The organism is Rhodococcus sp. LMD, assembly GCF_056108245.1.
Genome location: NZ_CM148557.1, coordinates 1,696,457 through 1,721,515 on the forward strand (window position 1 = coordinate 1,696,457; position 25,059 = coordinate 1,721,515).

The following is a 25,059-nucleotide window of genomic DNA, read 5'->3' on the forward strand; positions in this document are numbered from 1 at the left end:
GGAAGTCCCGTGAGCACTGTGAATGCTCTTGCATACCTGCGGGTGCGCGGCCCCGTCGACGAGTGGAGGGAGTTCGGCACGCGCATCGTCGGAGCCCAACTCGCCCCGTCCGACGACCCCACCGAGGCCCGCTTCCGGTTCGACGAGCGCGAGTACCGGCTGACGGTCGAGGACGGTCCCGCCGGCGAGGACGCCCTGCTCGCCCTCGGGTTCGAGACACGGACCAGTGCGGACCTCGACGCGCTCGTGCGCCGACTGGACGAGAACTCGGTCCCCGTCTCCGAGGACGCCGATCTGGCACGCGCGCGGAACGTGCAGCGGCTCATCGCCTTCGCGGATCCCGACGGCAACTCGATCGAAGTCGTGTTCGGCCATCCGCACGACCACACGCCGTTCGTGTCGCCGCGAGGAATCGACTTCGTGACCGGCGATCTCGGCCTCGGGCACGTGTTCCTCTTCGCGTCCGACGCGCAGCGATCCGCCGAGTTCTACCAGTCGATGCTGGGCTTCCGCCCCAGCGACACCATCGCCTTCGGACCCACGAACGCGGTCTTCCTGCACTGCAATCCGCGTCATCACACCGTGGCCCTCGCCACCATTCCGGGCCCCGGTCCGGGGATCGGCCATCTGATGCTCGAGCTCAGCCGCCTCGACTCCGTCGGGCGTGCGCTCGATCTGGCGATGGAGACGCCCGGACAGGTCGTGCGTGCCCTCGGGGAACACACCAACGACGCGATGACCTCGTTCTACCTGGCCACACCGTCCGGATTCGCCATCGAGTACGGGTGGAACGGCAGACTCGTGGACGACGACTCGTGGACCGTCGGCCACTACCGGTCGGCCAGCACGTGGGGCCACCAGGTTCTCGCCGACGTCCCCAGCGCCGTGGCAATGGGAGCCGACGATGAATGACATCCATGCACTGGTCGACCCCGCCGGCGGCCGGCTCAACCCCACCGTCTACACCGACCCGGACATCTACGAGCTGGAGCTCGAGCGGGTGTTCGGCCGCACCTGGCTCTTCCTCGCGCACGACAGTCAGTTGCCGAAACCCGGGTCGTTCGTCCAGACCTACATGGGGGAGGATCCGGTTTTGGTCGTGCGCCAGCGAGACGGCTCGGTGAAGGCGTTCCTCAATCAGTGCCGGCATCGGGGAATGCGGATCTGCCGCTCGGACGAGGGCACCAGCCGCGCGTTCACCTGCACCTACCACGGCTGGTCGTACGACCTCGAGGGCAACCTGATCAACGTGCCGCAGCAGCAACGCGGATACCGTGACCGGATCGACAAGTCCTCCTGGGGCGCCACGAAGGTCCCCCGCATCGCGAGCTACCGGGGCTTCCACTTCGGCACCTGGTCGGAGGACGTGCCCGACTTCGCCGAGTATCTGGGCGAGATGGCCTACTACTTCGACGCGACCATCGATCGATGGGACAACGGTGTCGAGTTCGTCAAGGGCGCCGCGAAGTGGGTCATCGACTGCAACTGGAAGCTGCCGGCGGAGCAGTTCGCCAGCGACATGTATCACGCGGCGATCTCGCATTCGTCGGCGATGCTGGCCCTGCACGAGGATCCGGCCTTCCACGGCCTGCTCAATCCGCCGCCCGACGCGCCGGGCCGGCAGTTCGCCGGCAACGGCCACGGATCGGGCAGCTTCTGGCTCCCCGAATTCGGCCCCGACCTGCACGCAGGTCCCGAGTACAGCGCGTGGCAGACAGCCAACCGCGACGAAGTCTTCCGCCGGATCGGCGCCGACCGCGCCGTCAAGGTCTGGGGACACAATCTGATCTTCCCGAACTTCTCCTGGCTCGGGCCCGTGAACACGATGCGGGTGTGGCATCCGCGCGGACCCGGCCAGATCGAGGTGTGGGCATGGACCTTCGTGCCGAAGGACGCCTCGCCGGAGGCGAAGGCGGGCATGCGGCGCGGCACCCAGCGCTCCTTCAGCCCGGCCGGGGTCTTCGAGACCGACGACGGTGAGAACTGGACCGAGGTTCAGCAGGTGCTGCGCGGGTGGAAGTCGCGCAGCACGGAGTTGAACGTCCAGATGGGGATGGGATTCGAGGAACGAGACAGTCACGGCCTTCCGGGTCTGTCCAACGACGTCTACAGCGAAACCGCCGCCCGGGGGTTCTACCAGCGGTGGCTGGATCTCGTCGACGGCCTGCCGTGGGACGAGATCCTCCGCCGGGCCGACGAGGCGACGCGCTCCGAACACGCAGGAGAGAACCGATGACCACCGACACCCGCAGCGCCGACGGGCTGCCCGCGTCCGTCCGGCGCGCCGACGTGCACCTGCAGCACGCGGTCGAGCAGTTCCTGTACGCCGAGGCGGAACACCTCGACAACCACCGCTACCACGACTGGCTCGACTTCTTCGGGGAGGACGTGCACTACTGGGCGCCCACCCGCATGACCCGCACGTTCCGCGAACGCGACGCCGAGATCTCCGGCCCGGACGAGGGCGCGTTCATCGACGACGACTTCCACTTCCTGCGGGGCCGGGTCCGGCGGCTCACCTCGGGCCTGTCCTGGTCGGAGGAGCCCCCCTCGCGCACCCGGCGGTTGCTGACCAACGTCCGCGTCGCGCACCGCGAGGACGGCGATCTCGACGTGGTGTGCAACTTCGGCGTCTACCGCAGCCGCCTCGAGCGGCACGAGGACTGGTTCGTCGGCGAGCGCTTCGATGTGCTGCGCCACCACGGCGGCGCCCTGCCCTTCAAGATCCGCGAGCGCCGGATCGTCCTCGAGCAGACCACGATCCTCGCCCCCAGCATCAGCATCTTCCTGTGAGGTATCCGACGATGACGGCTGAAACATCCAGTGAGAACACGCGGTGGGTTCGGGTCTGCGCGGTCGGCGACCTCGACGACGACGACGCGGTGCGGCTCGACTCGCGTCCACCGGTGTCGGTGTTCAGGTCGAACGGGGAGTACTTCTGCGTCGACGACACCTGTACGCACGAGACCTACTCCCTCGCCGACGGATGGATCGAGGACTGCGTCGTGGAGTGCCCGCTCCACCTGGCGAAGTTCTGTCTCCGAACCGGCCGGCCCCTGAGTCCGCCCGCGACGACCGCGGTCCGCACACACCCGGTCCGGATCGAGGGCGGCGAGATCCACGTCGGTCTTCCCGGCGCGTACGAACTGAAGGAAGGAGCCCGCAGTGGGACGGCTTGACGGAAGGTCGGTTCTCGTGACCGGCGGCGGATCCGGGCTCGGCCACGCCCTGGTCAGACGGTTCGTCGAGGACGGCGCTCGCGTGACCGTGCTCGACCGGTCGGAGCCGAAGCTCAGCGCACTGCGCGAGGCGTTCGGCACCGGCGTGCGCACCCTGGCGGGCGACGTCACCTCGTTCGCCGACAACCAGGAGGCGGCCGATCTCGCCGTGCGCGAGTTCGGTGCCCTCGACACCTTCGTCGGCAACGCCGGGGTCTGGGACTTCGGCCGGTCGCTGCTCGACGCGTCGCCGGACGAACTCGGGACCGGGTTCGACGAGCTGTTCTCCGTCAACGTGAAGGGCTATCTGCTCGGCGCGAAGGCCGCAGCGCCGCACCTGAAGTCCTCCCGCGGCAGCATGATCTTCACCCTGTCCAACGCGGCGTTCTTCCCGGGCGGCGGTGGCCCGCTGTACGTCTCGTCCAAGCACGCCGGTGTGGGACTCGTGCGACAGCTCGCGTACGAACTCGCCCCGGAGGTCCGGGTCAACGCGGTCGCCCCCGGCGGCATGGCCACCGACCTGCGCGGGCCCGGCGCGATGGGGCTCGCCGACCGCTCCGTGGCCGATGCCATTCCGATCCGGCAGATGGTGCGCGACAACGGCGCGCTGCAGATCGAGGTGGAACCCGACGACTACGTCGGCGCCTACCTCTACCTCGCGTGCCGTGACGACTCCGCGACCGTGACGGGAACGGTCGTGGATGTCAGCAGCTGGGGAACACCCAAGCGGACCGGCGCCGTCTGACGGGCGCCGGCACAGGGAACCGGGGCGGGTCTGTCGTTCGCGACAGACCCGCCCCGGCGCGTGTGCGGACCCCGGGTCACGCCGGGCTGCCGGCACGTTCCCCCAGCAGGTCGAGGGCGATGTCGACGATCATGTCCTCCTGCCCGCCGACGAGCGCGCGCCGCCCGACCTCGAGCAGGAGGGTGCGCACGTCGATGCCGTAGCGCTCGGACGCGGCCTCCGCGTGCCGGAGGAACGAGGAGTACACGCCGGCGTAGCCGAGCGTGAGGGTCTCCCGGTCCACCCGCACCGGCCGGTCCTGAAGCGGCCGGACCAGGTCGTCGGCCGCGTCCTGCAGCGCGAACAGGTCGCTGCCGTGCGTCCAGCCCTGCAGGTCGGCGACGGCGACGAACGCCTCGAGCGGGCAGTTGCCGGCGCCGGCGCCGTGCCCGGCCAGGGAGGCGTCGACGCGGGTGACCCCTTCCTCGACGGCGACCACGGAGTTCGCCACCGACAACGACAGATTCTCGTGGGCGTGGATCCCGAGCTCGGTGCCCGGATCGAGCACGTCCCGGTAGGCACGCACGCGTTCGCGTACCCCGTCCATGGTCAGCCGACCGCCGGAGTCGGTGACGTAGACGCAGTGCGCGCCGTACGACTCCATCAACTTCGCCTGCCGCGCCAGCTCCGCGGGCGGTGCCATGTGGCTCATCATGAGGAACCCGGAGACGTCCATGCCCAGCTCGCGAGCCGTGGCGATGTGCTGGGCCGAGACGTCCGCCTCGGTGCAGTGCGTGGCCACGCGCACCGAGCGGACCCCGAGCCGGTAGGCGTGCTCGAGCTCGCGGATCGTGCCGATCCCGGGCAGCAGCAGGGTGGTCAGGCGCGCCCGGGACACGTTCGCGGCCGCGGCCTCGATCCACTCCCAGTCGGTGTGGCTGCCCGGTCCGTAGTTGAGGCTGCCGCCGGCCAGGCCGTCGCCGTGGGCGACCTCGATGGCGTCGACACCGGCCGCGTCCAGCGCGGCCACGATACGGCCCACGTCCTCCGGGGTGATGCGGTGCCGAACGGCGTGCATCCCGTCCCGCAGCGTGACGTCCTGGATGAACAGTTCGGTCGTCATCGGGTGGCCTCCAGTTCTGCCGCGCGGGCGGTGTCCGTCTCGGCGGCGGCCTCCGCGAACCGCAGGGCCGCCGAGGTCATGATGTCGAGATTGCCCGCGTACGCGGGCAGGTAATGGGCGGCACCCTCGACCTCGAGGAACACCGACACCTGGTGGGTGGGGGTGGCCGGGGCGCCGTCGGCGAGCAGGGTATGCACCGGTTGCCCCTGCGGGACCGGGGTGATCTGCACCTGCTGCTTGAGCCGGTAGCCCGGCACGTAGGCGGCGACGTCGGCGACCATCCGCTCGATCGACTCCCGGACGGCGTCGTGCACGACTGCGCTCGGCTCGGAGATCAGGCAGAACACGGTGTCCCGCATGATCAGCGGCGGCTCGGCCGGGTTCAGGACGATCACCGCCTTGCCCCGGGCCGCCCCGCCGACCGACTCGATCGCGTGCGCCGTCGTCTCGGTGAACTCGTCGATGTTCGCGCGGGTGCCGGGTCCGGCGGACTTCGACGCGATGGACGCGACGATCTCGGCGTAGGCGACGGGCGTGACGCGCGAGACCGCCGCCACGACGGGAATGGTTGCCTGCCCACCGCAGGTGACCATGTTGACGTTCGGGGCGTTCCGGTGGGCGTCGAGGTTGACGGCCGGAACGACGAAGGGGCCGATCGCTGCGGGGGTGAGGTCGATCAGCCGCTTGCCGTAGGGTTCGAGCGCCCGGGCGTTGGCCCGGTGCGCCTGCGCCGACGTCGCGTCGAACACGAAGCCGATCTCGTCGAAGTTCGGCAGGCCGATCAGGCCCGCCACGCCGTCGGCGGTGGTGGGGACACCCAGCCGGCGGGCGCGGGCCAGGCCGTCCGAGTCGGGGTCGATGCCGACCATGGCGCCCATCTCGAGGTTGGTCGAGTTCCGGATCACCTTGATCATCAGGTCGGTGCCGATGTTGCCGGAGCCGATGACGGCCACCTGTGTTCTGCGGGTGCTCATGCGTTGTCCTCCTGGGTGAAGGTCGCGGTCACCGAACCGAGTCCGGTGATGTCCGCGGTGACGGTGGAGCCGGGGTGGACGGGCGCCATCGGCCCGAGGGCCCCGGACAGGACGATCTGCCCGGCGCGGAGCGGTTCGCCGAACCGGCGGGCGGTGTCGGCGAGCCACGCCAGGGCCCGCAGCGGGTCGCCCAGGCAGGCCGCGCCGTTCCCGGTGGACACCGCCGCGCCGTCGACACGCATCTGCATCTCGGTGTCGACCGGTTCGAACTCGTCGAGCCGGCGGCGCCGGGTGCCGAGGACGAACAGCCCGGACGAGGCGTTGTCGGCGACCGTGTCCCCGAAAGTGATGTCCCACACTGCGATCCGGCTGTCGACGATCTCGAGGGCGGCGACGGCGTAGTCGACGCTGTCGCGGATACGCCGGTCGTCGAGCGGGCCGTCGGTGAGGTCCTGCCCGAGCACGAAGGCGATCTCCGCCTCGACCTTCGGTTGCAGCAGGCGCTGGAAGGGCACGGGTTCGTCCTCGGTGTACTGCATGTCGTCGAACAGGACGCCGAAGTCGGGCCGGTCCACGCCGAGTTGCCGCTGGACCGCCGGTGACGTGAGCCCGATCTTGCGACCGACCACCCGAGCCCCGGCATCCGCGCGTGCGGCGTTCAGCTTCGTCTGCACCGCGTAGGCACGCTCGATGTCGGTGCTGCCGATGAGGTCACGCACCGGCGGGCAGGGCGTGCGGGTCTGTACCGCGTGGTCGAGTCGGACGAACGCCGCATCGACAGCCGGATCGTCCGTCGCGGCGGAGGGCGGAGCCGGCATGCGGTCGGTTCCTGGGGAGGGGGTCATGGCGGTCCCGGAAGGTCGAAGGGAATGGACCTGTCCACTGTCACCGGGCGGCCCGGCGCCCGGCCAGCATGGTGTTCGACTCAGTGGAACGTACAGTGGCGGGTGACCCGAACTGCCAGGTCACCGGACGAAAGGGGAATGCGGTGGGCGCTCCCGGCGACGCGCAGATCGACCCGAACACCGTGCTCGGCAAGGTCGTCACCGTGCTGTATGCGTTCACCGTCGACGACCACGGGCTCAGCCTCGCGGAACTCGGCCGACGCACCGGCATCCCCAAGGGCACCCTGCACCGGCTGCTCTCCGACCTCGTCAAGGTGCGCCTCCTCGACCGCACCCGGGCCGGCTACCGGCTGAGCGGGCAACTGTTCGAACTCGGCATGCGGGCGTCCACCGAGCGCAGCCTGATCGAGGTCGCCACCCCGTTCCTGGAGGACCTGTACGAGCGGACGCACGAGACGGTCCACCTCGGCATCCTCGAGGGCACCGAGGTCGTCTACATCGCCAAGATCGGCGGACACCGGCAGGCCCGCTCCCCGTCCCGTCTCGGCGGCCGAATGCCGCTGCACTGCACGGCCATCGGAAAGGCGCTCCTCGCGCACTCCGATCCGGAGATCATCGACAGGGTGCTCGCCGAGCCACTCGAACGGCGCACCCCGAAGACGCTGTCCGGGCCCGGACTGCTGCGCGCACAGCTCGAACGCGTCCTCGACGAGGGGGTCGCGTACGAACGCGAGGAATCCGCGATGGGCATCACCTGCGTCGCCGCGCCGGTGCTCGACACGGACGACCGGCCGATCGCGGCTCTCAGTGTCACCGGTCCTGTGGCTCGGTTCCATCCCGAGCGGCACACCACGTCGGTGCGCGCGGCCGCAGCCGGGGTCGCCGCCACCCTCGCGCGCCGCGCGCGGATGGCGGAGCCGGAATGAGACGGGCCGCATGTGCCCGGCGGCCGGCCCGGCAGTCCCCGCTGGGGAATTCCGGTCCGTCGCGGAGGCGGACGAATCGGACAGCGCGTGGAGCGTGCGTCGTCTAGGCTGCCGCGCATGACATCGGTGAATGTGGACAATTTCGTTCGCGCGGAGACGGATCGGATGTTTCTCGATCTTCAGCGGGACGCCGGGGGCATCAATGTGCTCCGGCACAACCGGGAGCCCGCCTCGGTCGAGCAGCAGACGGTGATCCGGATGAACCGCGACACCCTCTACAGCCTCGCGATCGTCGACACCTCGGAGGGCGCGACCCTCACCATCCCCGACGGCGGTCGACGGTACCTGTCCGTGATGGTGGTCGACCAGGACCACCACGTCGATCGGATCCTGCACGACCCGGGAGAGCACAGGCTCACCGCCGACGAGTTCCCGACCCCGTACGTCGCCGTCGCGGTGCGGATTCTCGTCGATCCTTCCGATCCGGACGACGTGCAGGCCGTGGCCTCGCTCCAGGACCGGTTCCGTCTCGACGCCGGGTCGTCGACACCGTTCACGGCGCCCGACTACGACCGGCCGAGCTTCGACGCGACGCGGGAGGCGCTGCTGGCGCTGGCGCGAGGACTGACGGGTTTCGACCGGATGTTCGGCGCCCGAGGTGAGATCGACCCGGTCCGGCACCTGATCGGCACCGCCGCCGGCTGGGGTGGCCTGCCGACCACGGAGGCCGCCTACATCGGCGTCGATCCGGGACTGCCGGTCGGCGAGTACGAGCTGACCGTCCGCGATGTGCCCGTCGACGGGTTCTGGTCCGTCTCGGTCTACAACGCGCAGGGCTTCTTCGAACCGAACGCACAGAATGCCTACAGCGTCAACAACATCACGGGCGTGCCGAACGCGGACGGCTCGATCACCGTCCGATTCGGGGCCGGCGGCGATGCGGACCGTGCCAATTACCTTCCCGTCACCGAGGGGTGGAACTATCTCGTGCGCCTGTACCGCCCGCGCCCGGAAGTCCTCGACGGAAGCTGGACATTTCCCACCCTGTCGAACGGGCGGTGACCGGATTCGCGTTCCACCCGGCCGCCCCGCGGAAAGCGGGGCGGCCGGATCGAGGGGCTACGCGGTGCGGGTCACGACCGTCCCGGGTAGTCCGTCTCCCACGGCGCCGGGATCGGGTAGTACCGCTCCAGGAATTGGGTGACCTTCGCAGTGCGCAGCTCGAGGTCGACCTCCGGTGTGCTGCCGTCGTTGAGGCAGAACAGGTCCGTCGTCCGCTTCGCCAGCAGCGTGTCCAGTTCCCGCAGCCCCGACTTCACCGTCGTGTCGACGTACTTCACCCGCGCCGCGGTCTGCTGCACCGCCCGGCCGGTCATCAGCGCGTAGTAGTGGTAGAAGGAGTTCGTCACCGAGATGTTCTCCGCGGCCCGGAACGTGCTCGCCGCCGTGGCCGCGAACTCGTCCGCGAACTCCCGCTCCATCTCCGCCATGATGCTCTTGCGCAGCGGCACCGGCGTGTGTTCGAGGTGCCGGGTGATCGTCACCCCGAACCGCTCCTCGAGCAGCCGGCGATTGACGCGGGCCGCGTTCTCGAAACCGCTACGCTTCTTGTGGTTCCGGCCCAATCCGATGCGGGTGTCCGCCTCGATGAACTTCGTGACCCCGCCGCCGGAGAAGAACATCTGCGGATCCACCGGGCGACCGAAGAACATGTCGTCGTTCGAGTACAGGAAGTGCTCGGACAGACCCGGGATGTGGTGCAGCTGGCACTCGACGGCCTGCGAATTGTGGGTGGGCAGCACCGACCGGTCGGCGAAGAACTCCTCGCTGCGCACGAACGTGACCTGCCCGTCGTCGGCCAGCCAGTCCGGCCGGTCGGAGTCGGTCGCGACGAAGATCCGCCGGATCCACGGCGCATACATGTGCACGGAGCGCAGCGCGTACTTGAGCTCGTCGATCTGCCGGAAGCGGGCGGGGGAGTCGTCGCCCTCGCCCACCACGTAGTTCTGCAGGCGTTTGGCGCGCTCGGCCTGCCACTCCTTCGACGAGCCGTCCACCCACGAGAACACCAGGTCGATCTCGAACGGGACGTCCGACGGGTGCGCCGCGAACATCCCCTCGATGGTCGGCCACGTCTGTCCGTAGCGTTCCACGGTGCCGCGCGTGACCTCGTCGCGCAGCACGCTGCGCCGGGTCAGCGCGTTCTCCCTCGGCAGGAGGATCTCGTCGTCGGTGTGCGACCACAACTCGATCTGCACCCCGTTCGACGCCCCGTACCGCAGGCCGCTGGTGAGTTCCACCCGCGGCCGGAACAGGCGGAAGATCCGGGCCTTGGAACTGTGCGAGAGCCGGCCGTCCGCGACGAGCACGGGACGGTGCCGTTTCGCACCCACGGTCTTGGAGTAGAACGGCTCGTCGGTGCAGGCGCCGACCAGCGCGGCACGCAGCTCCTTGCGGTCGGCCCAGTCCACCGCCAGGACCGGGCGGGTGCCGTCGCCGCGGACCAGCAGATAGTCGATGCCGGCGTCGTCGAGGACCCGGCGCACGAACTGCAGATCCTCGAGCATCGCCTGGCGCGGCGTGGTCGTCGAGATGGGGATCGCGTAGCGGTCCCGGAACCACACGATGTGGGGGTGGCCGTGCAGCCGGGGCCGCTCCGAGGCGAGCGGAGGAGCATCTCCGACGCTGTGGGGCAGGGAGACGAGATGAACAGTGTGGGGGGCTGGCGTGTGCGTCGGAGTGCTCCTTTCCTGTGAAGGGAATTTCCCGGGCGAGAACCCGGGAACGAGAAGTTCGATTCTAGTTCACTATTGCAACTTCAGGCACATCGTGAAGGCGCGGGTGGTGAGGCGTCTCCGGAATCGGTGGCCTGTGCGGGGTCCAGTTTCGGGACTGCGGCGTTCGTGGCGACTCAGCCGGCACTCGCCGGTCCGATCCATTCGGGGTATTGCTGGGCGACGGGCATGGTGGGTGGTTCGAAGCCTGGGGGTGGCGAGAGCAGGCCGTCGCGGAGTTCGAAGGTGGGGAAGCGTTCGTGCCACCACGCCGTACACGTGTCCGGTATGACCCAGTTCGGTCCCCCGGTGCGGAGCTGGACGATCTTCCAGGTGCCGAAGACGTTCCAGTCGGGGGCGATGGCGGCGCGGGGATCGTGTCCTTCCGGGTCGGTGTCGGGGATACCGGCTGCGCCGGGTGTGTCGGCGGTGTTGCGCAAGGTCACCGCCCGGACCATTCTCAGGGGATAGACCGAGTACTCTTCTCCCGGTTCTGTGCCGACGCCGTACTCGCACACGGCTCCAGTGACTTCCGTGGCCGTCGCCGACAGTGCCGTGAGATGCATGAAGTACGTGGCTCGCCACTGTGGTGGATCGACGGGACCGGGGCGTACCAGATGATCCCAGACCTCGGCGTGGTCGAAATCGTACGGTGCCCCGATGGCGTCGAGGTATCCGGGGAATGTGAACTTCGTACCGTAGTTGAACGTGCGAAGTCCGGCTTCGACTGCGGCGCGGACCAGCTCGGCGCCGCGGCTGGACAGGTCGATGTCGGGGTCTGCGGACCACACGTGCGTGTACGCGACCGGCGGCTCAGGAACGGGAACCGGACGTGGATCCTCCGGCGTGCGGTCCCCGCACCCGGCGGTGAAGGCGAGCAATGCGACGCATCCCAGGGCCGACAGCCGTGTCTCAGCCATTCGTGCGCACCACCGTGTCGTAGGCCTCCTGCATGGCCGTCTCGTGCCCGTCGGTCGGGTTGCCGTACTCGTTGAACGCCTCACGCAACATGGCATGTCGCACCTCCTTGTCCGATTCCGAACCGACGATTTCGTCGTACGGCTCGAGCCGACCCGCCTCGTCGAACAGGTTCCGATGGTGGGCACGGATCGGTACCGGCACCTCCGGCGCGGCCGCAAGCACGTTGTAGTACTGCCGCACCAGGTTCGGGCCCGTGAGCTCGGCTGATTCCTCCGTGCCGGGCTCCGGGCCGATGTGCAACTCCTTCAACGGATCACCGCCTGCTTCGTAGAGCGTCGCGATGTACTCACCGCCGGGGAACTTCTCCAGGCCGAACGCGCCGAGGGCAAGGACTGCGTCGTAGGCGGCGGACTTGCGGTCGTAGATCGCCTGCTGCCGCTCGGTCTCGTCGTGGAAATCGTCCTGGGTCGACAGCATCAGCCCCCGGTCGGTCAGCCCCAGGATGCGACCGGCCGTCGAGAGCTCCGCCGTCGTGCCCGAGGTGTACGGGTCCTGCGCGTACCGGGTCTCGGCCGCCACAACGGACGCGAATGCACTGCCGGTGAAATGCGTGCCGGCCTCGGGATCGGTGTTCATCGCGGCGAAGACGTTCGCCGAGCCGCGATAGCTGCTGTTGTCCTTCGGATCCGCCCAGTCGCCGACGTCGAATCCGGGCCGATCCGCCTGTGGGGATCCCGCCAGGTCGGGAATGTAGGGGCTCAGGCCGTGCGAAACCGTTCGCAGCAGATCAGGATTCAGCTGACCCACCGACTGCCCGTCGGTTTCCGGGATGGCGGACAACGTCTTCCACGCCTCTCCGGAACTCATCGCGCCCGCGACGGCGGCCATGATCGCGCCGTGACGGGTCGCTGCGGCGACGTCGGCGGCGTTGTGAGGATCGTCGACCACTCCGTCCTTCACGTCGGCGCGGAACAGCGACGACACCGCCGCACCGTCGTCCGACCAGTCGTGCACCAGTACGTTCCGCACGAAATCGGTGCCGTGCTCAGGGTCGGTGACGGCCTGTTCGACCGCGATGCGGTCGTCCGCCACCGCGGTGAGGATTCCGGCCGTCAACGCACCGTCGCCCGTGCCGCGTCCGTCGACGGTGAAGAACTCGAAACTGCGGTTGGGGTCCTGCGCGAACGCGACCTGGGCGTCGAGATATCGGCGACCGACATCCAGGAGATCCCGGTCGAGCGTGCTGCCGGACCGGTACACCGCATCGCCCTCGGCCACGATCCCGGCGACGGCCTGGTTGTCGGCGACGCCGTTCAGTTCGGTGCTCGTGTAGGTCGTGCCGCCGATCGTCCGGAAGCCGTGAACAACCAGATCGTCGCGGTCGAGTGCCGCCCGGATCCCGTCCGGTAGCAGGTCCGCCCCGCCACGCGGGGCGATGTCACCGTCGGCGACGGCGACAACGACGTTCTCGGTGGAGACGATCTGCAGCGCGTTGGCCAGCGCGCTGCGAGCCCCGGCCGGCAGTCCGGCCATGAGGTCGGCGATCTCCCGGGGCGTCCTGCCGTCCAGGGACCGGCTGAGGGCCACCAGGTACTCCATGTGCGACGACGGAATGGTCGCCGCCGCGCCCGCGCGCAGGGCGTCGACCTGTTCCGGTGTCAGCGCACCGGCTTCGAGTAGGCGCCGCAGCGCCTCCGGCGTCACCGATCCGTCGACCAGCCGCGCGCCGTCCGCGTGCCCCTGGTCCGTGCCGAGCGCAGCCACCGAGGTGAAGTCGGCTCGCAGCAGAGCCCGCGCGGCGCTCAGTTCCTGCTGCAGCGCCCGGTCGGCGTTCTCGACGGTCGACACCGCCTCGGCCAGGTACGCCTGCAGGCCGGCTCGGGCCGCTTCCCGGTCCGGGTCCGGCGCCGGATCGCGCACCGTCAGGTCCTCGCCGACGACGAACCCTTGGGCCTCGGCGTCGAGGATCGTCGCCCGGGCGCGCTGGAGTGGCGCGTCGACCTCGTGAAATCCCTGTTCGAGCCGTCGAGCGAGCGTGTCGAGCCGATCGACCAGGGCGACGACGGTCCGTCTGTCGGCCGCGGCGCGTTCCTGCGCGGCCTCCGCGGTACGTCCCTCCCAGTACGTGCCGCCGACGTCGGTGACGGCGGCGACGTATCGATCGAACAGCTCCTCGATCCGGCCCCCGGCGTCGCGCCACGCGCGACCGATGTCGTCGAGTTGTCTCGGATTCCATTCCCGAACCTGCCCCTTGGTCAGGGTCATGCCGGATCCTCGTCGACGCGCCAGTCGCCGGTGGCCGAGAGATAGGCCGAGACCAGTCGCGTCGCCGACGTGTCGTCCTGGTCGCGGTACTCGCGCGCGGTGGCGCGCATGACGTCACCGGTCTCGCCGAGACGCTCCGCGAGCGCGGGAATCAGGGCACTGTCGACGATTTCCTGCGAGAGGCGAGCCGCCTCCAGTACCGACGGCATGAGCGCGTCCAGGGCCGGCGCATACGGTCCCGCCGCCGGACCCACGCGCAGCCGCGACGCCTCCGCGGCCAGGCCGTGCAGTCGTCCGCTCAACTCCTCGAGACGCGCCACATCGGCGCGCAGTTCCCCCACCATTCGTCCCCCCTACGAATCGACGCGGGGACTCTAACACCGGCGTGCGACAGGCTCGACGTCCGCGGCTACAGTGCCGCGAGATGCGCGACGACGTACGGCCACGGGATCCGCTCCTGCTCGAGCCGAAGCCCTTCCGTGCGCACCGCGTCGAGGGCGTCGCGTTCCGGCCCGGTCAGGTGCGCGGGCACGTGCGGAGCGGGGGATGCCTCGGGCACGGCGAGGTCACGCCACCGCTCGACAGTGCCGCGGTCCATGAGCAGGCTGCGCACGTGCGGGAGGTGGCCGCGGAGCCGGTCGAGGATCGCGAAGCCATGCGTGTCCAGGTCGCCCCAGTACACGACGTCGGAGGCGGCGAGCCACGGCACGTCCGCCAGTTCGTGCACCGCGTAGCCCCCGCCGTGCACCGCCACCGTCGCCGGCAGCTCCGGCAGCGCGTGCAGACCCTCCTTGTTCTCGAGGATCAGGGTGCGGGCCGGTGTCACCGGCAGTGCCGCCAGCTCGTCGAGCGACGTCGCGAAGATCCGCGGCGCCGCGGGCAGCAGCGTCCGGTCGCACACGGCCACCTCGCACATCCGCGGCAGCGACCGCACTCCCAGGTCGCGGTCGCCGCGCACTCCCTCGAGCAGCGTCTCGACCAGACCGCGGTGCCGCGACACCCATTTGGTGTCGACGCCGGGCACCGGCAGCTGACGGATGAACAGCCCCGACGACGGATGCTCGGCCAGCCAGCGCACAGCCGCGACGAGCCGGGAGAAGTCCGGCTCGTCCAGCTCGAGCCAGCGGGCATGCGTCGCGGCGATCGCGGTCGCGAGCGTCGCGGTGCCGGGGCCGAGTCCGTCGAGCAGTCGCGCCTGCCGTTCGGTGAGGGTGCGCCACTCGGGCGCTCGTGCGGCCGCGGCGGCGATCTCGGTCGCGCCCGAAAGTATTAGGCGCATCGGCACTTCCTGCGTGCCGAAGCTCGGCCAGCGCCGCGTCTCCCACTCGACCTGCCCGGCACCCGGATAACCGTGCCAGGCGCGCACCCACGCCACGACGGCGTCGGGATCCTGCGCGACCCGCCGCTCGGACGGCGGATGCAGCCCGATCGACAGCGAATCCGATTCGGCCGCAGCGGGATCGGTGACCCATCGGGTGCGACGGCTGCGGTACGCGGCCTGGGCCTTGCCGGCGACCGCGGACGGCGGCACGCACAATGCGCTCACGTGCCGGCGCCGCGGATCGGCAACAGTGCGATCTGCGAGTAGCGCTTGTCGCGGATGCTCACCGCGGCCACGCCGTCGATGTAGTCGTCGAGCGTCTGCAGCAGCTTGAGCGGGGTGGCGAGCACCATGTGGAACCCGAACTGGGTGAACACGTCCAGCGCCCGCCGCGTGTACGCGGGGTCGGCTCGGTCGAACGCCTCGTCGAGGATCACCGTGCCGTAGCGCGGCAATTCCTCGCCGGCGGCGGCCAGCTGATAGCGCAGCGCGGCCGCGAGGCAGAAGAACACCAGCTTCTGCGCCTGCCCACCCGACAGGCCGGAGCTCGAGTCGTGATAGTTGGCGTCGTGGCCCTCCGGGTCGACCTCCACCCCGATGAATCCGACGTGCAGGCGGGTGTCGAGCACGAGGCGCTTCCACCGCAGGTCGGCGGGCTCGCCGGAGTCGAGCCGTTCGAGCACCGCCGCCATCTGTTCGAACCGTCGCTCCGCCGCGGCCCGGTCCTCCTCCTTCCACGCGCCGCTCGTGATCTGCAACAGCTCCGCCAGGAACTCCGACGCGGCGGGGGAGCGCCGGTCCTTGACGTCGATGCGCAGGATCCGGTCGGTGTCGAACGGCGAGCGGCGCAGCGATTCGTTCACCGGCTCGATGCGCGAGCGGATCTCGCCCGGCGCCTTACGGATCGCGCGCGCCAGCTCCCCGATGTTGCGGTGCGACTGCTCGCGCAGCAGCCGGAAGAACTCGTCCTCGTAGGCGGGCAGGCCGTCGCTGCGCAGCCGGGCGAGTACCGCGAGGGCGTCGTCGACGTACTCGGCCTCGGAGCGCATCTCGGCGCGCCGCGCCTCCCACTCGGCGAGGTAGCCGGTGAGGATGGCGGTGATGCGGCGCTCGGCGTCCGCGGTGTCGCGCTGCGCGGACCGCATCTCCTCGTTGATCGCGCGACCCACCGTGCTCAGGGCCCGGTCGATGTTGTCGACGGTGACGCGGCGGACCGCCGCGGCGAACCGGGCCCGGATGCGCACGGCGATCGGGTCGGGCACCGCGGTGCCGGCGTGGGCCTGCGCGTCGTCGAGCCGCGCCTGCACCCGGGTCAGCTCGTCCCGGTGCTGTTCGAGCTTGGCCAGCGCCGCGGTGTGCGCCTGCCGGGCGGCGCGTTCCTCGCTCTCGGCGCGAGTCAGATCCGCGGTGAGCGTGGCGTATTCGGTGTTGCCCTGCATCCACTCGCGCAGCCGCTCCTCGATCGCGTCCACCGCGTTCCCCGCCGCCGCGACGTCGACGTCGGCCCACGCGGACTCGCGGATCACCGCGGCGGCCTGCCGACGCTGCTGGATCGCGGACTCGGCACGCTCGAGAGCCTCCTGCCGCCGCTGCAACGCGTCGACGTCGGTCTCGGCGTCGCCGATGCGCCGGCGCAGGTCGGCGAGCTTGGTCTCGTTGTCGAAGCCGAGGACCCAGCGGCTGCGGTCGTCGATACGCCGCCGGTCGTCCTTCTCGTGCCGGTCACCGCCGTGCTTGACCTGCCCGGCCCGGGTCACGCCCCGAGGGACGCGGCGCAGGTCGTCGGCGGTGTCGACGCACGCGTAGTCGAAGCGGTCCGCCAGCTGGTGCTGCAGCCACGCGGCGAGCGGGCCGGGGCGCACCTCGAGCTTGCGGACGAGCGAGCCGTCGGCGGTGGTGGGTGCGTCCGGCGCGCCGACGCCCGTGCGGACCCGCCGGTACACGAGGCGGGCGCCGAGATGGTGTGCGTCGACGGCGGCGGCCACCCGCGGATACAGCTCGTCGGGCACCAGCAGGGTGCGCCCGAATCCGCCCAGGACCCGCTCGATCGGACCCGTCCACTCGGCGTGCTCGGCGCGCACCGCGATCAGCTCGCCCGCGAAGTGCAGGGCGTCCTCCCCGAGTCCGGCCGCCGAGCACACCAGTTCCCGGGCGCGCAGCAGGTCGGGATCGAGGTTGGAGCGGCGCCGGGCCAGGATCTCCCGGTCGGCGATCAGCGCGCGGATCGTCTTCCGGCGTTCGGCGAGCGCACCGGCCACCTCGTACAGTTCGGCCCTGCGCGTGTCGGCGGTGGCGTCGAGCTCGCGCAGTTCCCGTTCGAGCTGGGCCTGCAGATGCGCGAAGTCGTCCGCGGTGCCCGGCGGCTCCGCCTCCCAGTGGGCGAGAGCGACGTCGAACCGTCTGCGCTGCTGGGTGATTCGTTCGAGTGCGGTCTCGGCGGTCTCCTTGTGCACGCGGAGGGTTGCGAGCCGGCCGTCGCCGGCGCTCTCGGCGCGCACCCGCAGATCGAGGGTGCGTTCGCCGGCGCGGTCGGCCTCGTCGGCGGTCTTGTCCGCGGCGGCCTGCAGCAGACCGGTCTGCGCCCGCGTCTCGTCGAGCCTGTCGCTGAGCAGGTCCACCGTCATCCGGGCGTGCACCGCGTCGAGGTGATCGGTCTCGTCCTGCAGGTCGCGCTGGGCCTGCAGCCCGGTGCGACGGGCGTCGGCCAGCGCGACGAGCGGCTCGAGCGTCTCGACCTGACGACGAGCGTCGACGACGACGCGATGCGCCTCGCGCAGCTCGCGGAACTGGGTGGTGGCCCGCTCGGCCATCGCGAACGTGGCCGGCTCGTCGAGCATGTAGTCGCGCAGCAGCTGGTCGAGGCTGTTCAGGCTCTTCGCGGACAGCGTGCGGTGCAGCAGCCGCTGCGCGGCCTCCGACGAGATGCCGAGCTTGGACCGGAACGCGCGGGCGAACGGCGCGTAGCTGGGGTTCACAACCGCATCGGGCCAGCGCTTGCGGATGCCCCGGGTGTCGATGCCCCGCGCGACGAACGGTTCGAGGTCGGTCAGCTCCAGGTCGGTGTCGAGGATCAGGTGCAGGTGCGAGATCTCGTTGTTGGCGTTGGCGCCCCGACGCAGGTGCATGAGCTTGACCAGGGTCACCGGGGCCGTGCCGTCGGCGGCGTCGTACGTCAGTGCCACCGCACTCCACGTGGCGCCGGTGCGCAGATACGAGGCGGTGAGCGCGTCGGTGTCGGCCTCGGCCTCGCGCCGCCACGCCCCACGGATGTAGCTGACGAAGTTGCGGCCCGACCCGGCCGCCGACTCCTGCGCGGCCGCGTTGAACCGCACGCTGCCGCCCGGCATGAGCACCGTCGAGATCGCGTCGATGAGCGTCGACTTGCCCGAGCCGGACGCCCCGGTGATGAGAAAACCCTTGCGGGCCACGGGAATGTCGTGATGCCCGTGCAAAGTGCCCCAGTTGACCACCTGCACCCGCGCGAGCCGGAACTGGCCGGGGTGGACGGGTGCGGCGCTCACGGCGCGTCCTCCTCGACGATGCGCCGGAACTCGGCCTCGACGGCGGCGACCTGATCGGCGTCGAACAACTGCCGCAACACCGGCGAGACCTCCATCCGGCCCTCCGTGGACGTCGATGCCAGCAGCGTGTACTTCTTCAACTTCTCCCACGACGCGTTGACCCGTTTACGGAAGCCGGCCGGATCGGTGCTCGTCGCCGCGCGGTACATCTCCAGCTGCCCGGCCACCTCGTCGAAGTCGACGATCACCCGCTCGCCCGGCTGGGCGCGCAGCAGCCGGTGCCGCAACGCCAGCAGCATCACGGTGTCCATGAACGTCAGGCGCTCGGTGCGCAGCACCGTCGGGGCCTTGTGATCCCCCGTGTCGGCGGGGCGGGTGAACGCGAGCTGATCGTCCTCGTCGACGACGAGATCGAGGAACACGTCCGCGAGCCGGGACCGCAGCACCCGCTCGTCGCGGATCACCGTCCGCCACACCTCCGGGTGCTTGTCGGCGGTGACGAGCGGGCCCTTGAGCAGCTGCACCAGCGCGCGGCGGGTGTCGAGGTCGAGTTCGCCGGTGTCGCCCGGATACAGCCCCGTGCGGGTGGTCGATTCGGTCATGACGCGTCCTCGGTGATGCGGGCGGTGAACTCGGTGTCGGTCGGGTCGAACAGGTGCCGGCGCACCGTCGCGACGCGGGTCGCGCCCGACGGGGACGTCCACGCGATCTCCTCGGTGCCGTCGACGCGGTGACCGTGCTCCGCGGCGAGCACCAGCAGACCCACCGCGCTGGCCAAGCCCTGGGTGGCGGGATGATCGCGCAACACGTCGCCGATCGTGGCGCTGCCGCGGGAACGCAGCGTGGCGGCGACGTTGCCGGCCAGCTCGTCCATGTCGATCTCCGATTCACGGACGATGCGGCGCAGCTCCGCGAGATCCACCTCGCCGACCGGCTGGGTCACCACCGGCTCGGCCACCAGGTCGTCGGCCGGGTTGTGCAGCTGCAGTGCCGCCACCGAATCGATGCCCATGCCGACCCGCACCAGCTCGAGGTCCAGCAGGTCGTACGGTTTGCGGCGCTGCGCCACCTGCAGGGCCTGCTGTTGGGCCGAGCGCAACAGCCGCTGCAGACGCCGGTGCTCCTCGTAGTGGCGGGACTGCACGAAGTGGCGCAGCGAACGCGACAACGACGTCATCGTCGCGTGCACCTCGCCGCCCGCGTCCTCCATCTCGGTGAGCAGGGTGCGGAACCGGCCGCGTTGCTCGGTGGTGAGCTGCTGCGCGAACGGGCGTTGCAGCACCGCCTCGATCCAGTCGTCGAGCTGCGACGACCGCTCCGGGTCGATGATCATGTCGTAGAAGCCGGCGAAGCTGCGGCCGGCGTCGGAACTGCCGATCAGATCGACCCCGCGGAACACCTCGCCGAGAGTGTCGCCGCGGTCGCCCTCCTCGTCGAGGATCCGGGCCCGCAGCTCCCGGTTGAGCGCCTCCAGCTCGGCGCGCACCCGCGCGAAATCGCCCGGGATCTCCCCGGCCAGCGCCAGGATCTCCGCGGACCGTTCCACCGCCCGGTTCCCGTCCAGCACGGGAAAGTCACCGGATTCGACGGCGGCAATCTGCCGGTCCAGCTCGTCGCGCTCGGCCCGCAACGCCGCCAGGCGGCTCTCGCTGCGTGGGTCCGAGTCCCGCGCCAGCGCCTGGAGCTGGCTCGACAGGGTGGTCAGCCGCGACTCGGTGACCGAGCTGGTGGCGGTCGTCAGGCCCGCGACGAACGTGAGCGCGGCGAACGTCGCCTCGGTCGGCTCGAGAGTCTCCTCGCGGGCGTCGGCGCTCGCGCGGCGCAGCAGGTAACCCGCGCGCACCCAGTCCGCACAATAGGCCTGACCGGTACGCGGCAGCTCGAAGCCCTCGTCGCGCAGTTCCTGCAGGTCCGCATCGAGGCGGGCGAACAGCTCCGGGGCCGGCAGCCGTCGCGTGCCGCGGTCGAAGTGCCGGCCCAGCAGCGCCAGCACCGCGGCCGCATTGTCCGACCGCAGCAGAGCCCACGCCGGGTGCTCCTGCCGCAGGCGCGCCAGGCGGTGCAGGTCGGCGGTGGACACGACGCTCCCTCCGAGATCGGGTTCGACCATGCTGACACACGGGGACGACAGCGTCGCGAGCGTGGCCCGGCGAACTCGGGCGGGTTCGAGTTCGGCTTCCGGGGGGAATGCAGACGGGATGCTGGGTCAGCGGGTGCGCGACTCGAAGTCGTCGAGGACGGCGACGATGCGCTCGGCGGTGTCTTCGAGTCCGGTACACCATTGCGCTTCGGGCACGCGGATGCCGCCCTTGCCGAAGAGGACCTGAGCGAAGAGGAGCACGCCGTAGGACGTCTCGATGCTCACGTCGCAACTCTCTGGGAAGGACTGATTGGTCTTCAGTAAGGCGCGTCGGCCGGCGATCTCGGTGTGGATCGTTTCGTCGCCGTTATCAGCTGACTTTTGTAGTTCGATTGCCCAGTCGAAGTTGGCCGACATCACCGTGAGACCGTAGGCGGCTACGCCGGGGACAGGCGTGGTGCCGTCGTAGGAGCAGCCGAGCATGGTGTAGTGGGTGGCGGCGAAGTCCGCGTTCTCTTCGGAGTTCGGGTCGTAGCCTGCCGCGGCAAGCACGTCATCGGGGATGTCGAGGCACGGGTCGAATGCGACGAGTGGTCGGTCGGACTCGTCCACCAGACGGGGGACGCGAGTCGTAGTAGAGGGAGCGCCTTGCGGCTCGACGACGGCGAGCCCGGTGTGGGCGGGGGCTGTGCAACCTGCGAGTGTGGTCAGAACAAAGAGTGCACACGAAGCTGCGAATGTTCGGCGGCGTACGGTCACAGCTTGTCCTGGTTCAGGGAGTGCATGCGGGTAGCCCAGTCGTGCTCTGCGGAGAGGAACCCTTCACCACCAGCAGCGAAGGTGTCGCGCATGCCGCTGAGGACCGCTTCGAACTGCTCGAGACGTTCGTAGAGCGATTCCGGTGTGCCGCGAGCTTTGCGTTCGAAGCCGGCACGAAGATCCTGTGCGGATTGGAATCCTCCGAAGCTTGGTGCGATGGCGAGTCTCTTAGCCTGCTGCGCCGCTTCCTGGAGCGTCTCGAGCATGGTGTCGCAGATGGCGACGATCTCCTCGATCGTCTGCGGATCCAAACGAAGTCCCTCGGCCATGAATCCCCCCGGTATCAGTTGGCCCGGGCACTGTACCCCACCGGCTGCCAGACGAGGTGGCACGCTCGCAAGCCGTGGCCGAGGCACCGGGCTGATGAACTCGACGCGGCACTGGCGACCGACTGCCCGAACCGACGTGCGTGGTGATCGAAGTGAAGACGACGACAGCGTCGCCTCACCACTCCGAACCTTCTATCCTGAACGTCAATACGTGAATTGCATCGGACCTATGGTGAGGGCATGACTTCGAGCGCGTCCGACGGCCCACCGCGTCGGCACTGGACCTTTCTGACCAATCACACCCACGTGCTGCTGTGTCTGACCGACGGCACGGAGTCGACCGTGCGCGAACTCGCCCGCCGGGTCGACATCACCGAACGGGCGGTGCAGATGATCCTCGCCGATCTGGTCGAGGAGGGCTACGTAACCAAGACCCGCGTCGGCCGGCGCAACACCTATGCCGTGAATCCGCAAGGCCGACTGCGCCATCCGCTCGAGTCCCACCACACCGTCGGAGAACTTCTGGCGGCGCTGCGCTGACCGCGCCTCAGGGCTTCGTGGGCCAGGATGCGCTGCAAACTGCGGACGAGACTCTATACATGATTTGAATTTCGTGCTTTACTTTTCCTGTATAGTTTCGTCGATCCGGGTCCTGCACCCGGGAACGAGGTGTCCCATGCGAGTACGCGACGTGATGCACCGACCGGTCGCCACCGTCCACCAGGGAGTGCCCGTGACCGAGGCTGCCGTCCCGTTGGCCGAGCAGGGGTACGCCGCCCTGCCGGTCCTCGACGACCGGGACCGCCTCGTCGGGATCCTCACAAGCGGTGATGTGCTGCGCGGCACCATGTCCGAGGACACACGGACGGTGGCCGAAGTGATGACTGCCCCCGCCGTGGCAGTCGCGGCATACCAGGATCTGGCCGACGCCAGTCGGTTGCTGCTGAGTCGGGGGCTGCGCAGCATCCCGGTCGTCGAGGACGACGGACACGTGGTGGGCATCGTTTCCCGCGGGGACCTGCTGCGGCTGTCGCTCAAGCCCGACGAGGCCATCGGAGTCAGCGTCCAGCGCCGCCTCGACGACTACACCGGCGCCCGACGCTGGCGCGCCGAGGTGTCGGGCGGCCGCGTCACCATCCGGGGCTTGTTCGCCGACGAATCCGAACGGCGCATCGCGATCGCTCTGGCCCGCACCGTACCGGGCACCCGCAGCGCCACCACCGCCGCACCCCGACAGACGGACGACGACCCACGCCCTGCCGCGAGCTGGAACTTCGACGATGCCTGACCCGCAACGGGTTTCCGGTCTCGGCGTGGCGTCCGCCGTCGCTGTCGCAGCGCATTCGTCCCTCGACGTGTTCCACGGAATCCGACGGTGAACCGCACCGGCACCGAGGGTGACGGATCTCGGTCGTGACGGCCGGGACGGGCCGCGTGGGTGTGCTCCGCCCAGCGCCGGATCGGCGGATAACGGCGGGCTCGACGGCCCTGCCTCGTTGCTGCACCGTCCGAGCGTCGCATCGAACGCCGAGGCGAGATGCGGGATGCACTGCAATCACTGCCGGTACCCGACGCAAAGAGTTCGGCCCTCTTCGCAACTCGACGCCGTCACTGGCGGCAGATTCGCACGGGTCGAATGCGAGTCCGGATGCAATCCCGTTGGTCAGGTTCCACAGTCGCGATAGCCGCGCCCTGTAGCTATCCGAACAATGAGCGCAACTGACCGTTGACCTCGTCCGCGTCGAACCACTCCGAGTCGACACGCTCGCCCGGCCGCAGTCCCAGCCACTGCCGCACCTCGTCGTGTCGCTCGTGGGCCGGGTCGTCGGCTGCGGCGAGCATGTCCGTCCAGCCCCACGTCCCGCCGGAGTCCTCGGCCGGCGCCAGGCCGTGCCCGTCGACGCAGGCAGCGCGCGGCGCCTCGGCGTCGAAGTCGGCGACGGACTCGACGACGATGTCGTGCGTCCACCCGTCGCCGTAGTCGTACAGGTAGGTCAGGGTCGCTCCAGCTTCGGGCAGCGCCGTCCCGATGGTCACCGTGCCCTCGTCGACGACGTCGCTGAATCCGTTCGCGAGCTCGTCGTCGACCTGATCGTCGGGCACGTACACGCGACCACGGGTGAACGGCTCGCCCTTGGTGAACTGGTGCAGGTGGTAGTCCTCCCAGGCGAAGCAGCTCTGGATGACGAAGTGCAGATGCAGCAGGCTTAGGGAGTTGTCGACCACCACCCGTCGCCATACCGGGGGCTCGCTGTCGCGCAACGAGATTCGCAGGGTGCACCGCGCGGGCGGATGAAGGGCGACGGGTGCCGTGTCGCCGAGCAGAATACGCACGGCGGCCCGCACGGCAGGACGGAGCGGTGTCGGCACGCGGTAGCCGTCCGCGTCGTCGAGGATGCCGTCGGCGACGAATTCCTCGAGGCGGTCGACGAGCATGCTGCCGAGGAAACTCGGTCCGACCGGCATGCCGGGGAACAGCACGGACAGCGCGTGCAGGCGCTCCTCGGGGTCGGACGGCAGCGGGTGCTCACCGAGACCGGCGGACAGGACGGCGGCGGTCGCCGCGTCGAGGGCGGAATGGAACGCCTCGAGGCGCCCCTCACCGCGCCGACCGAGAGCAACGATGAGGGAATGCGTCACCGCGTCCCGGCACAGAGCGAGGTACTCGTCGGGATTCCGGTCCGGCTCCCGCAACACCGGCGCGGCAGGACCGGGCTTGACGACGGTCTTGCCGATCGAGATCAAGTCGACCATGGCCGCAACGACCCAGGTCTGTTCCAGCACGGGAAGGTCCCACATCGACTGGACCTTGCGCGGTGCCAGGTCCTCGCGCTTGCCGCCGACGGCGTCGAAGGCCTCCATGACCAGGGCACGCTTCAGCGCTCCGGTCGCGGTCACGGGCCGGCGCTCACCGATCCAGCCGAGCAGGGCGTCGAGCCGTGCGACGACCGGCACGGCCGTCAAGGCGGCGCGCTCGGCCTCGGGCTCGACTGGTGGTTCGTCGACCTCGGTGGGTGGAAGGGACGCGAGCCTCGATTCGATGTACGACGTGAGCGTGGACAGGGCGTACCCGAGGTCTTCGTCCTGGCCGGTCCACCGGTTTGTCGCCGAGAGGAACTGCAAGAACACGGCGGCGTCTCCGGCGATGTGCGCCCGCGTCTCGTCGTCGTCCTCGACCAGTTCACTCGTCAGCACCCGCTCTAGAAGGTGGTCCACGTCGCGGCTCCGCCATGCCGTGGTCGCAAACCCGGAATCCGCACGCGAGAGGACGTCGATCGC

23 protein-coding genes are annotated in these 25,059 nt (G+C 69.8%); 9 read left to right on the forward strand and 14 right to left on the reverse strand.

Annotated elements, in window-relative coordinates; all coding sequences use genetic code 11:
- Positions 1–9 precede the first annotated feature (9 nt).
- From ACWPQI_RS07935 to hcaB, 5 genes are read left to right on the forward strand one after another with little or no spacing between them, the layout of a single operon-like run.
- Positions 10–912, forward strand: coding sequence for a VOC family protein (locus ACWPQI_RS07935; protein ID WP_026137691.1), 903 nt, complete (start codon positions 10–12; stop codon positions 910–912).
- A complete protein-coding gene (locus tag ACWPQI_RS07940; RefSeq protein ID WP_010592303.1) occupies positions 905–2,236 on the forward strand; it encodes an aromatic ring-hydroxylating oxygenase subunit alpha in 1,332 nt (443 codons plus the stop codon). Before ACWPQI_RS07935 ends, ACWPQI_RS07940 begins: the two co-directional genes overlap by 8 nt.
- Entirely contained in the window at positions 2,233–2,793 is a 561-nt protein-coding gene (locus ACWPQI_RS07945) for an aromatic-ring-hydroxylating dioxygenase subunit beta (RefSeq protein WP_119699592.1), read from the forward strand. The genes ACWPQI_RS07940 and ACWPQI_RS07945 overlap by 4 nt, the downstream gene beginning before the upstream one ends.
- Positions 2,794–2,804: 11 nt before the next feature.
- On the forward strand, positions 2,805–3,179 hold the full coding sequence (locus tag ACWPQI_RS07950; RefSeq protein ID WP_010592301.1) for a bifunctional 3-phenylpropionate/cinnamic acid dioxygenase ferredoxin subunit: 375 nt from the start codon (positions 2,805–2,807) through the stop codon (positions 3,177–3,179).
- Complete coding sequence (gene hcaB / locus ACWPQI_RS07955) at positions 3,166–3,963, forward strand: 3-(cis-5,6-dihydroxycyclohexa-1,3-dien-1-yl)propanoate dehydrogenase (protein ID WP_040275749.1); 798 nt, start codon at positions 3,166–3,168, stop codon at positions 3,961–3,963. The genes ACWPQI_RS07950 and hcaB overlap by 14 nt, the downstream gene beginning before the upstream one ends.
- Positions 3,964–4,039: 76 nt before the next feature.
- On the opposite strand, the gene dmpG is transcribed toward hcaB, so the two are convergent.
- Genes dmpG through ACWPQI_RS07970 form a run of 3 tightly spaced genes read right to left on the reverse strand, consistent with a single transcriptional unit; the run spans position 4,040 to position 6,857 of the window.
- Positions 4,040–5,065 (reverse strand): 4-hydroxy-2-oxovalerate aldolase, encoded by a 1,026-nt coding sequence (dmpG, locus tag ACWPQI_RS07960; protein WP_010592299.1) that lies wholly within the window; start codon positions 5,063–5,065, stop codon positions 4,040–4,042.
- Complete coding sequence (locus ACWPQI_RS07965) at positions 5,062–6,039, reverse strand: acetaldehyde dehydrogenase (acetylating) (RefSeq protein WP_026137688.1); 978 nt, start codon at positions 6,037–6,039, stop codon at positions 5,062–5,064. The genes dmpG and ACWPQI_RS07965 overlap by 4 nt, the downstream gene beginning before the upstream one ends.
- Entirely contained in the window at positions 6,036–6,857 is an 822-nt protein-coding gene (locus ACWPQI_RS07970) for a 2-keto-4-pentenoate hydratase (RefSeq protein ID WP_210062693.1), read from the reverse strand. The genes ACWPQI_RS07965 and ACWPQI_RS07970 overlap by 4 nt, the downstream gene beginning before the upstream one ends.
- Positions 6,858–7,027: 170 nt before the next feature.
- Between ACWPQI_RS07970 and ACWPQI_RS07975 the strand changes: the two genes are divergently transcribed.
- Both ACWPQI_RS07975 and ACWPQI_RS07980 read left to right on the forward strand, forming a co-directional pair.
- Entirely contained in the window at positions 7,028–7,810 is a 783-nt protein-coding gene (locus ACWPQI_RS07975) for an IclR family transcriptional regulator (RefSeq protein WP_191902960.1), read from the forward strand.
- 117 nt (positions 7,811–7,927) lie between these two features.
- Positions 7,928–8,872 carry a DUF1214 domain-containing protein gene (locus tag ACWPQI_RS07980; protein WP_432794423.1) on the forward strand — a complete coding sequence of 315 codons (945 nt, stop codon included), beginning with the start codon at positions 7,928–7,930 and terminating at the stop codon, positions 8,870–8,872.
- Positions 8,873–8,943: 71 nt separating this feature from the next.
- Here the strand turns inward: ACWPQI_RS07980 and ACWPQI_RS07985 are convergent, their stop codons facing one another.
- The 10 genes from ACWPQI_RS07985 to ACWPQI_RS08030 form a co-directional block, all read right to left on the reverse strand.
- Entirely contained in the window at positions 8,944–10,434 is a 1,491-nt protein-coding gene (locus ACWPQI_RS07985) for a stealth family protein (protein ID WP_210062694.1), read from the reverse strand.
- A 287-nt stretch (positions 10,435–10,721) separates the two neighbouring features.
- Complete coding sequence (locus ACWPQI_RS07990) at positions 10,722–11,504, reverse strand: hypothetical protein (RefSeq protein WP_474738720.1); 783 nt, start codon at positions 11,502–11,504, stop codon at positions 10,722–10,724.
- Entirely contained in the window at positions 11,497–13,770 is a 2,274-nt protein-coding gene (locus tag ACWPQI_RS07995) for a TPR repeat domain-containing protein (protein WP_040275761.1), read from the reverse strand. The genes ACWPQI_RS07990 and ACWPQI_RS07995 overlap by 8 nt, the downstream gene beginning before the upstream one ends.
- Positions 13,767–14,114 (reverse strand): hypothetical protein, encoded by a 348-nt coding sequence (locus ACWPQI_RS08000; RefSeq protein WP_010592290.1) that lies wholly within the window; start codon positions 14,112–14,114, stop codon positions 13,767–13,769. Before ACWPQI_RS08000 ends, ACWPQI_RS07995 begins: the two co-directional genes overlap by 4 nt.
- Before the next feature lie 65 nt (positions 14,115–14,179).
- The gene (locus ACWPQI_RS08005) at positions 14,180–15,316 is read right to left on the reverse strand and encodes a Wadjet anti-phage system protein JetD domain-containing protein (protein ID WP_248957523.1); all 1,137 of its coding nucleotides are present in this window, start codon (positions 15,314–15,316) and stop codon (positions 14,180–14,182) included.
- A complete protein-coding gene (locus ACWPQI_RS08010) occupies positions 15,313–18,612 on the reverse strand; it encodes an ATP-binding protein (RefSeq protein ID WP_474738721.1) in 3,300 nt (1,099 codons plus the stop codon). Before ACWPQI_RS08010 ends, ACWPQI_RS08005 begins: the two co-directional genes overlap by 4 nt.
- On the reverse strand, positions 18,609–19,214 hold the full coding sequence (locus ACWPQI_RS08015) for a DUF4194 domain-containing protein (protein WP_040275769.1): 606 nt from the start codon (positions 19,212–19,214) through the stop codon (positions 18,609–18,611). Before ACWPQI_RS08015 ends, ACWPQI_RS08010 begins: the two co-directional genes overlap by 4 nt.
- Positions 19,211–20,722, reverse strand: a complete 1,512-nt coding sequence (locus ACWPQI_RS08020; protein ID WP_474738722.1) for a DUF3375 domain-containing protein — start codon at positions 20,720–20,722, stop codon at positions 19,211–19,213. Before ACWPQI_RS08020 ends, ACWPQI_RS08015 begins: the two co-directional genes overlap by 4 nt.
- 96 nt (positions 20,723–20,818) lie before the next feature.
- Complete coding sequence (locus tag ACWPQI_RS08025; protein WP_474738723.1) at positions 20,819–21,451, reverse strand: DUF3558 domain-containing protein; 633 nt, start codon at positions 21,449–21,451, stop codon at positions 20,819–20,821.
- On the reverse strand, positions 21,448–21,780 hold the full coding sequence (locus ACWPQI_RS08030; RefSeq protein WP_304433855.1) for a hypothetical protein: 333 nt from the start codon (positions 21,778–21,780) through the stop codon (positions 21,448–21,450). The genes ACWPQI_RS08025 and ACWPQI_RS08030 overlap by 4 nt, the downstream gene beginning before the upstream one ends.
- A 240-nt stretch (positions 21,781–22,020) precedes the next feature.
- Here ACWPQI_RS08030 and ACWPQI_RS08035 point away from each other — a divergent pair, with 240 nt between their 5' ends.
- Together ACWPQI_RS08035 and ACWPQI_RS08040 are read left to right on the forward strand one after the other, a co-directional pair.
- Complete coding sequence (locus ACWPQI_RS08035; RefSeq protein WP_474738724.1) at positions 22,021–22,320, forward strand: helix-turn-helix transcriptional regulator; 300 nt, start codon at positions 22,021–22,023, stop codon at positions 22,318–22,320.
- A 136-nt stretch (positions 22,321–22,456) separates the two neighbouring features.
- A complete protein-coding gene (locus ACWPQI_RS08040) occupies positions 22,457–23,068 on the forward strand; it encodes a CBS domain-containing protein (RefSeq protein WP_474738725.1) in 612 nt (203 codons plus the stop codon).
- A 410-nt stretch (positions 23,069–23,478) separates the two neighbouring features.
- Here ACWPQI_RS08040 and ACWPQI_RS08045 read toward each other — a convergent pair whose 3' ends face one another.
- Positions 23,479–24,996: a plasmid pRiA4b ORF-3 family protein gene (locus ACWPQI_RS08045; RefSeq protein ID WP_474738726.1), complete on the reverse strand. Its 1,518-nt coding sequence runs from the start codon at positions 24,994–24,996 to the stop codon at positions 23,479–23,481.
- Positions 24,997–25,059 lie beyond the last annotated feature (63 nt).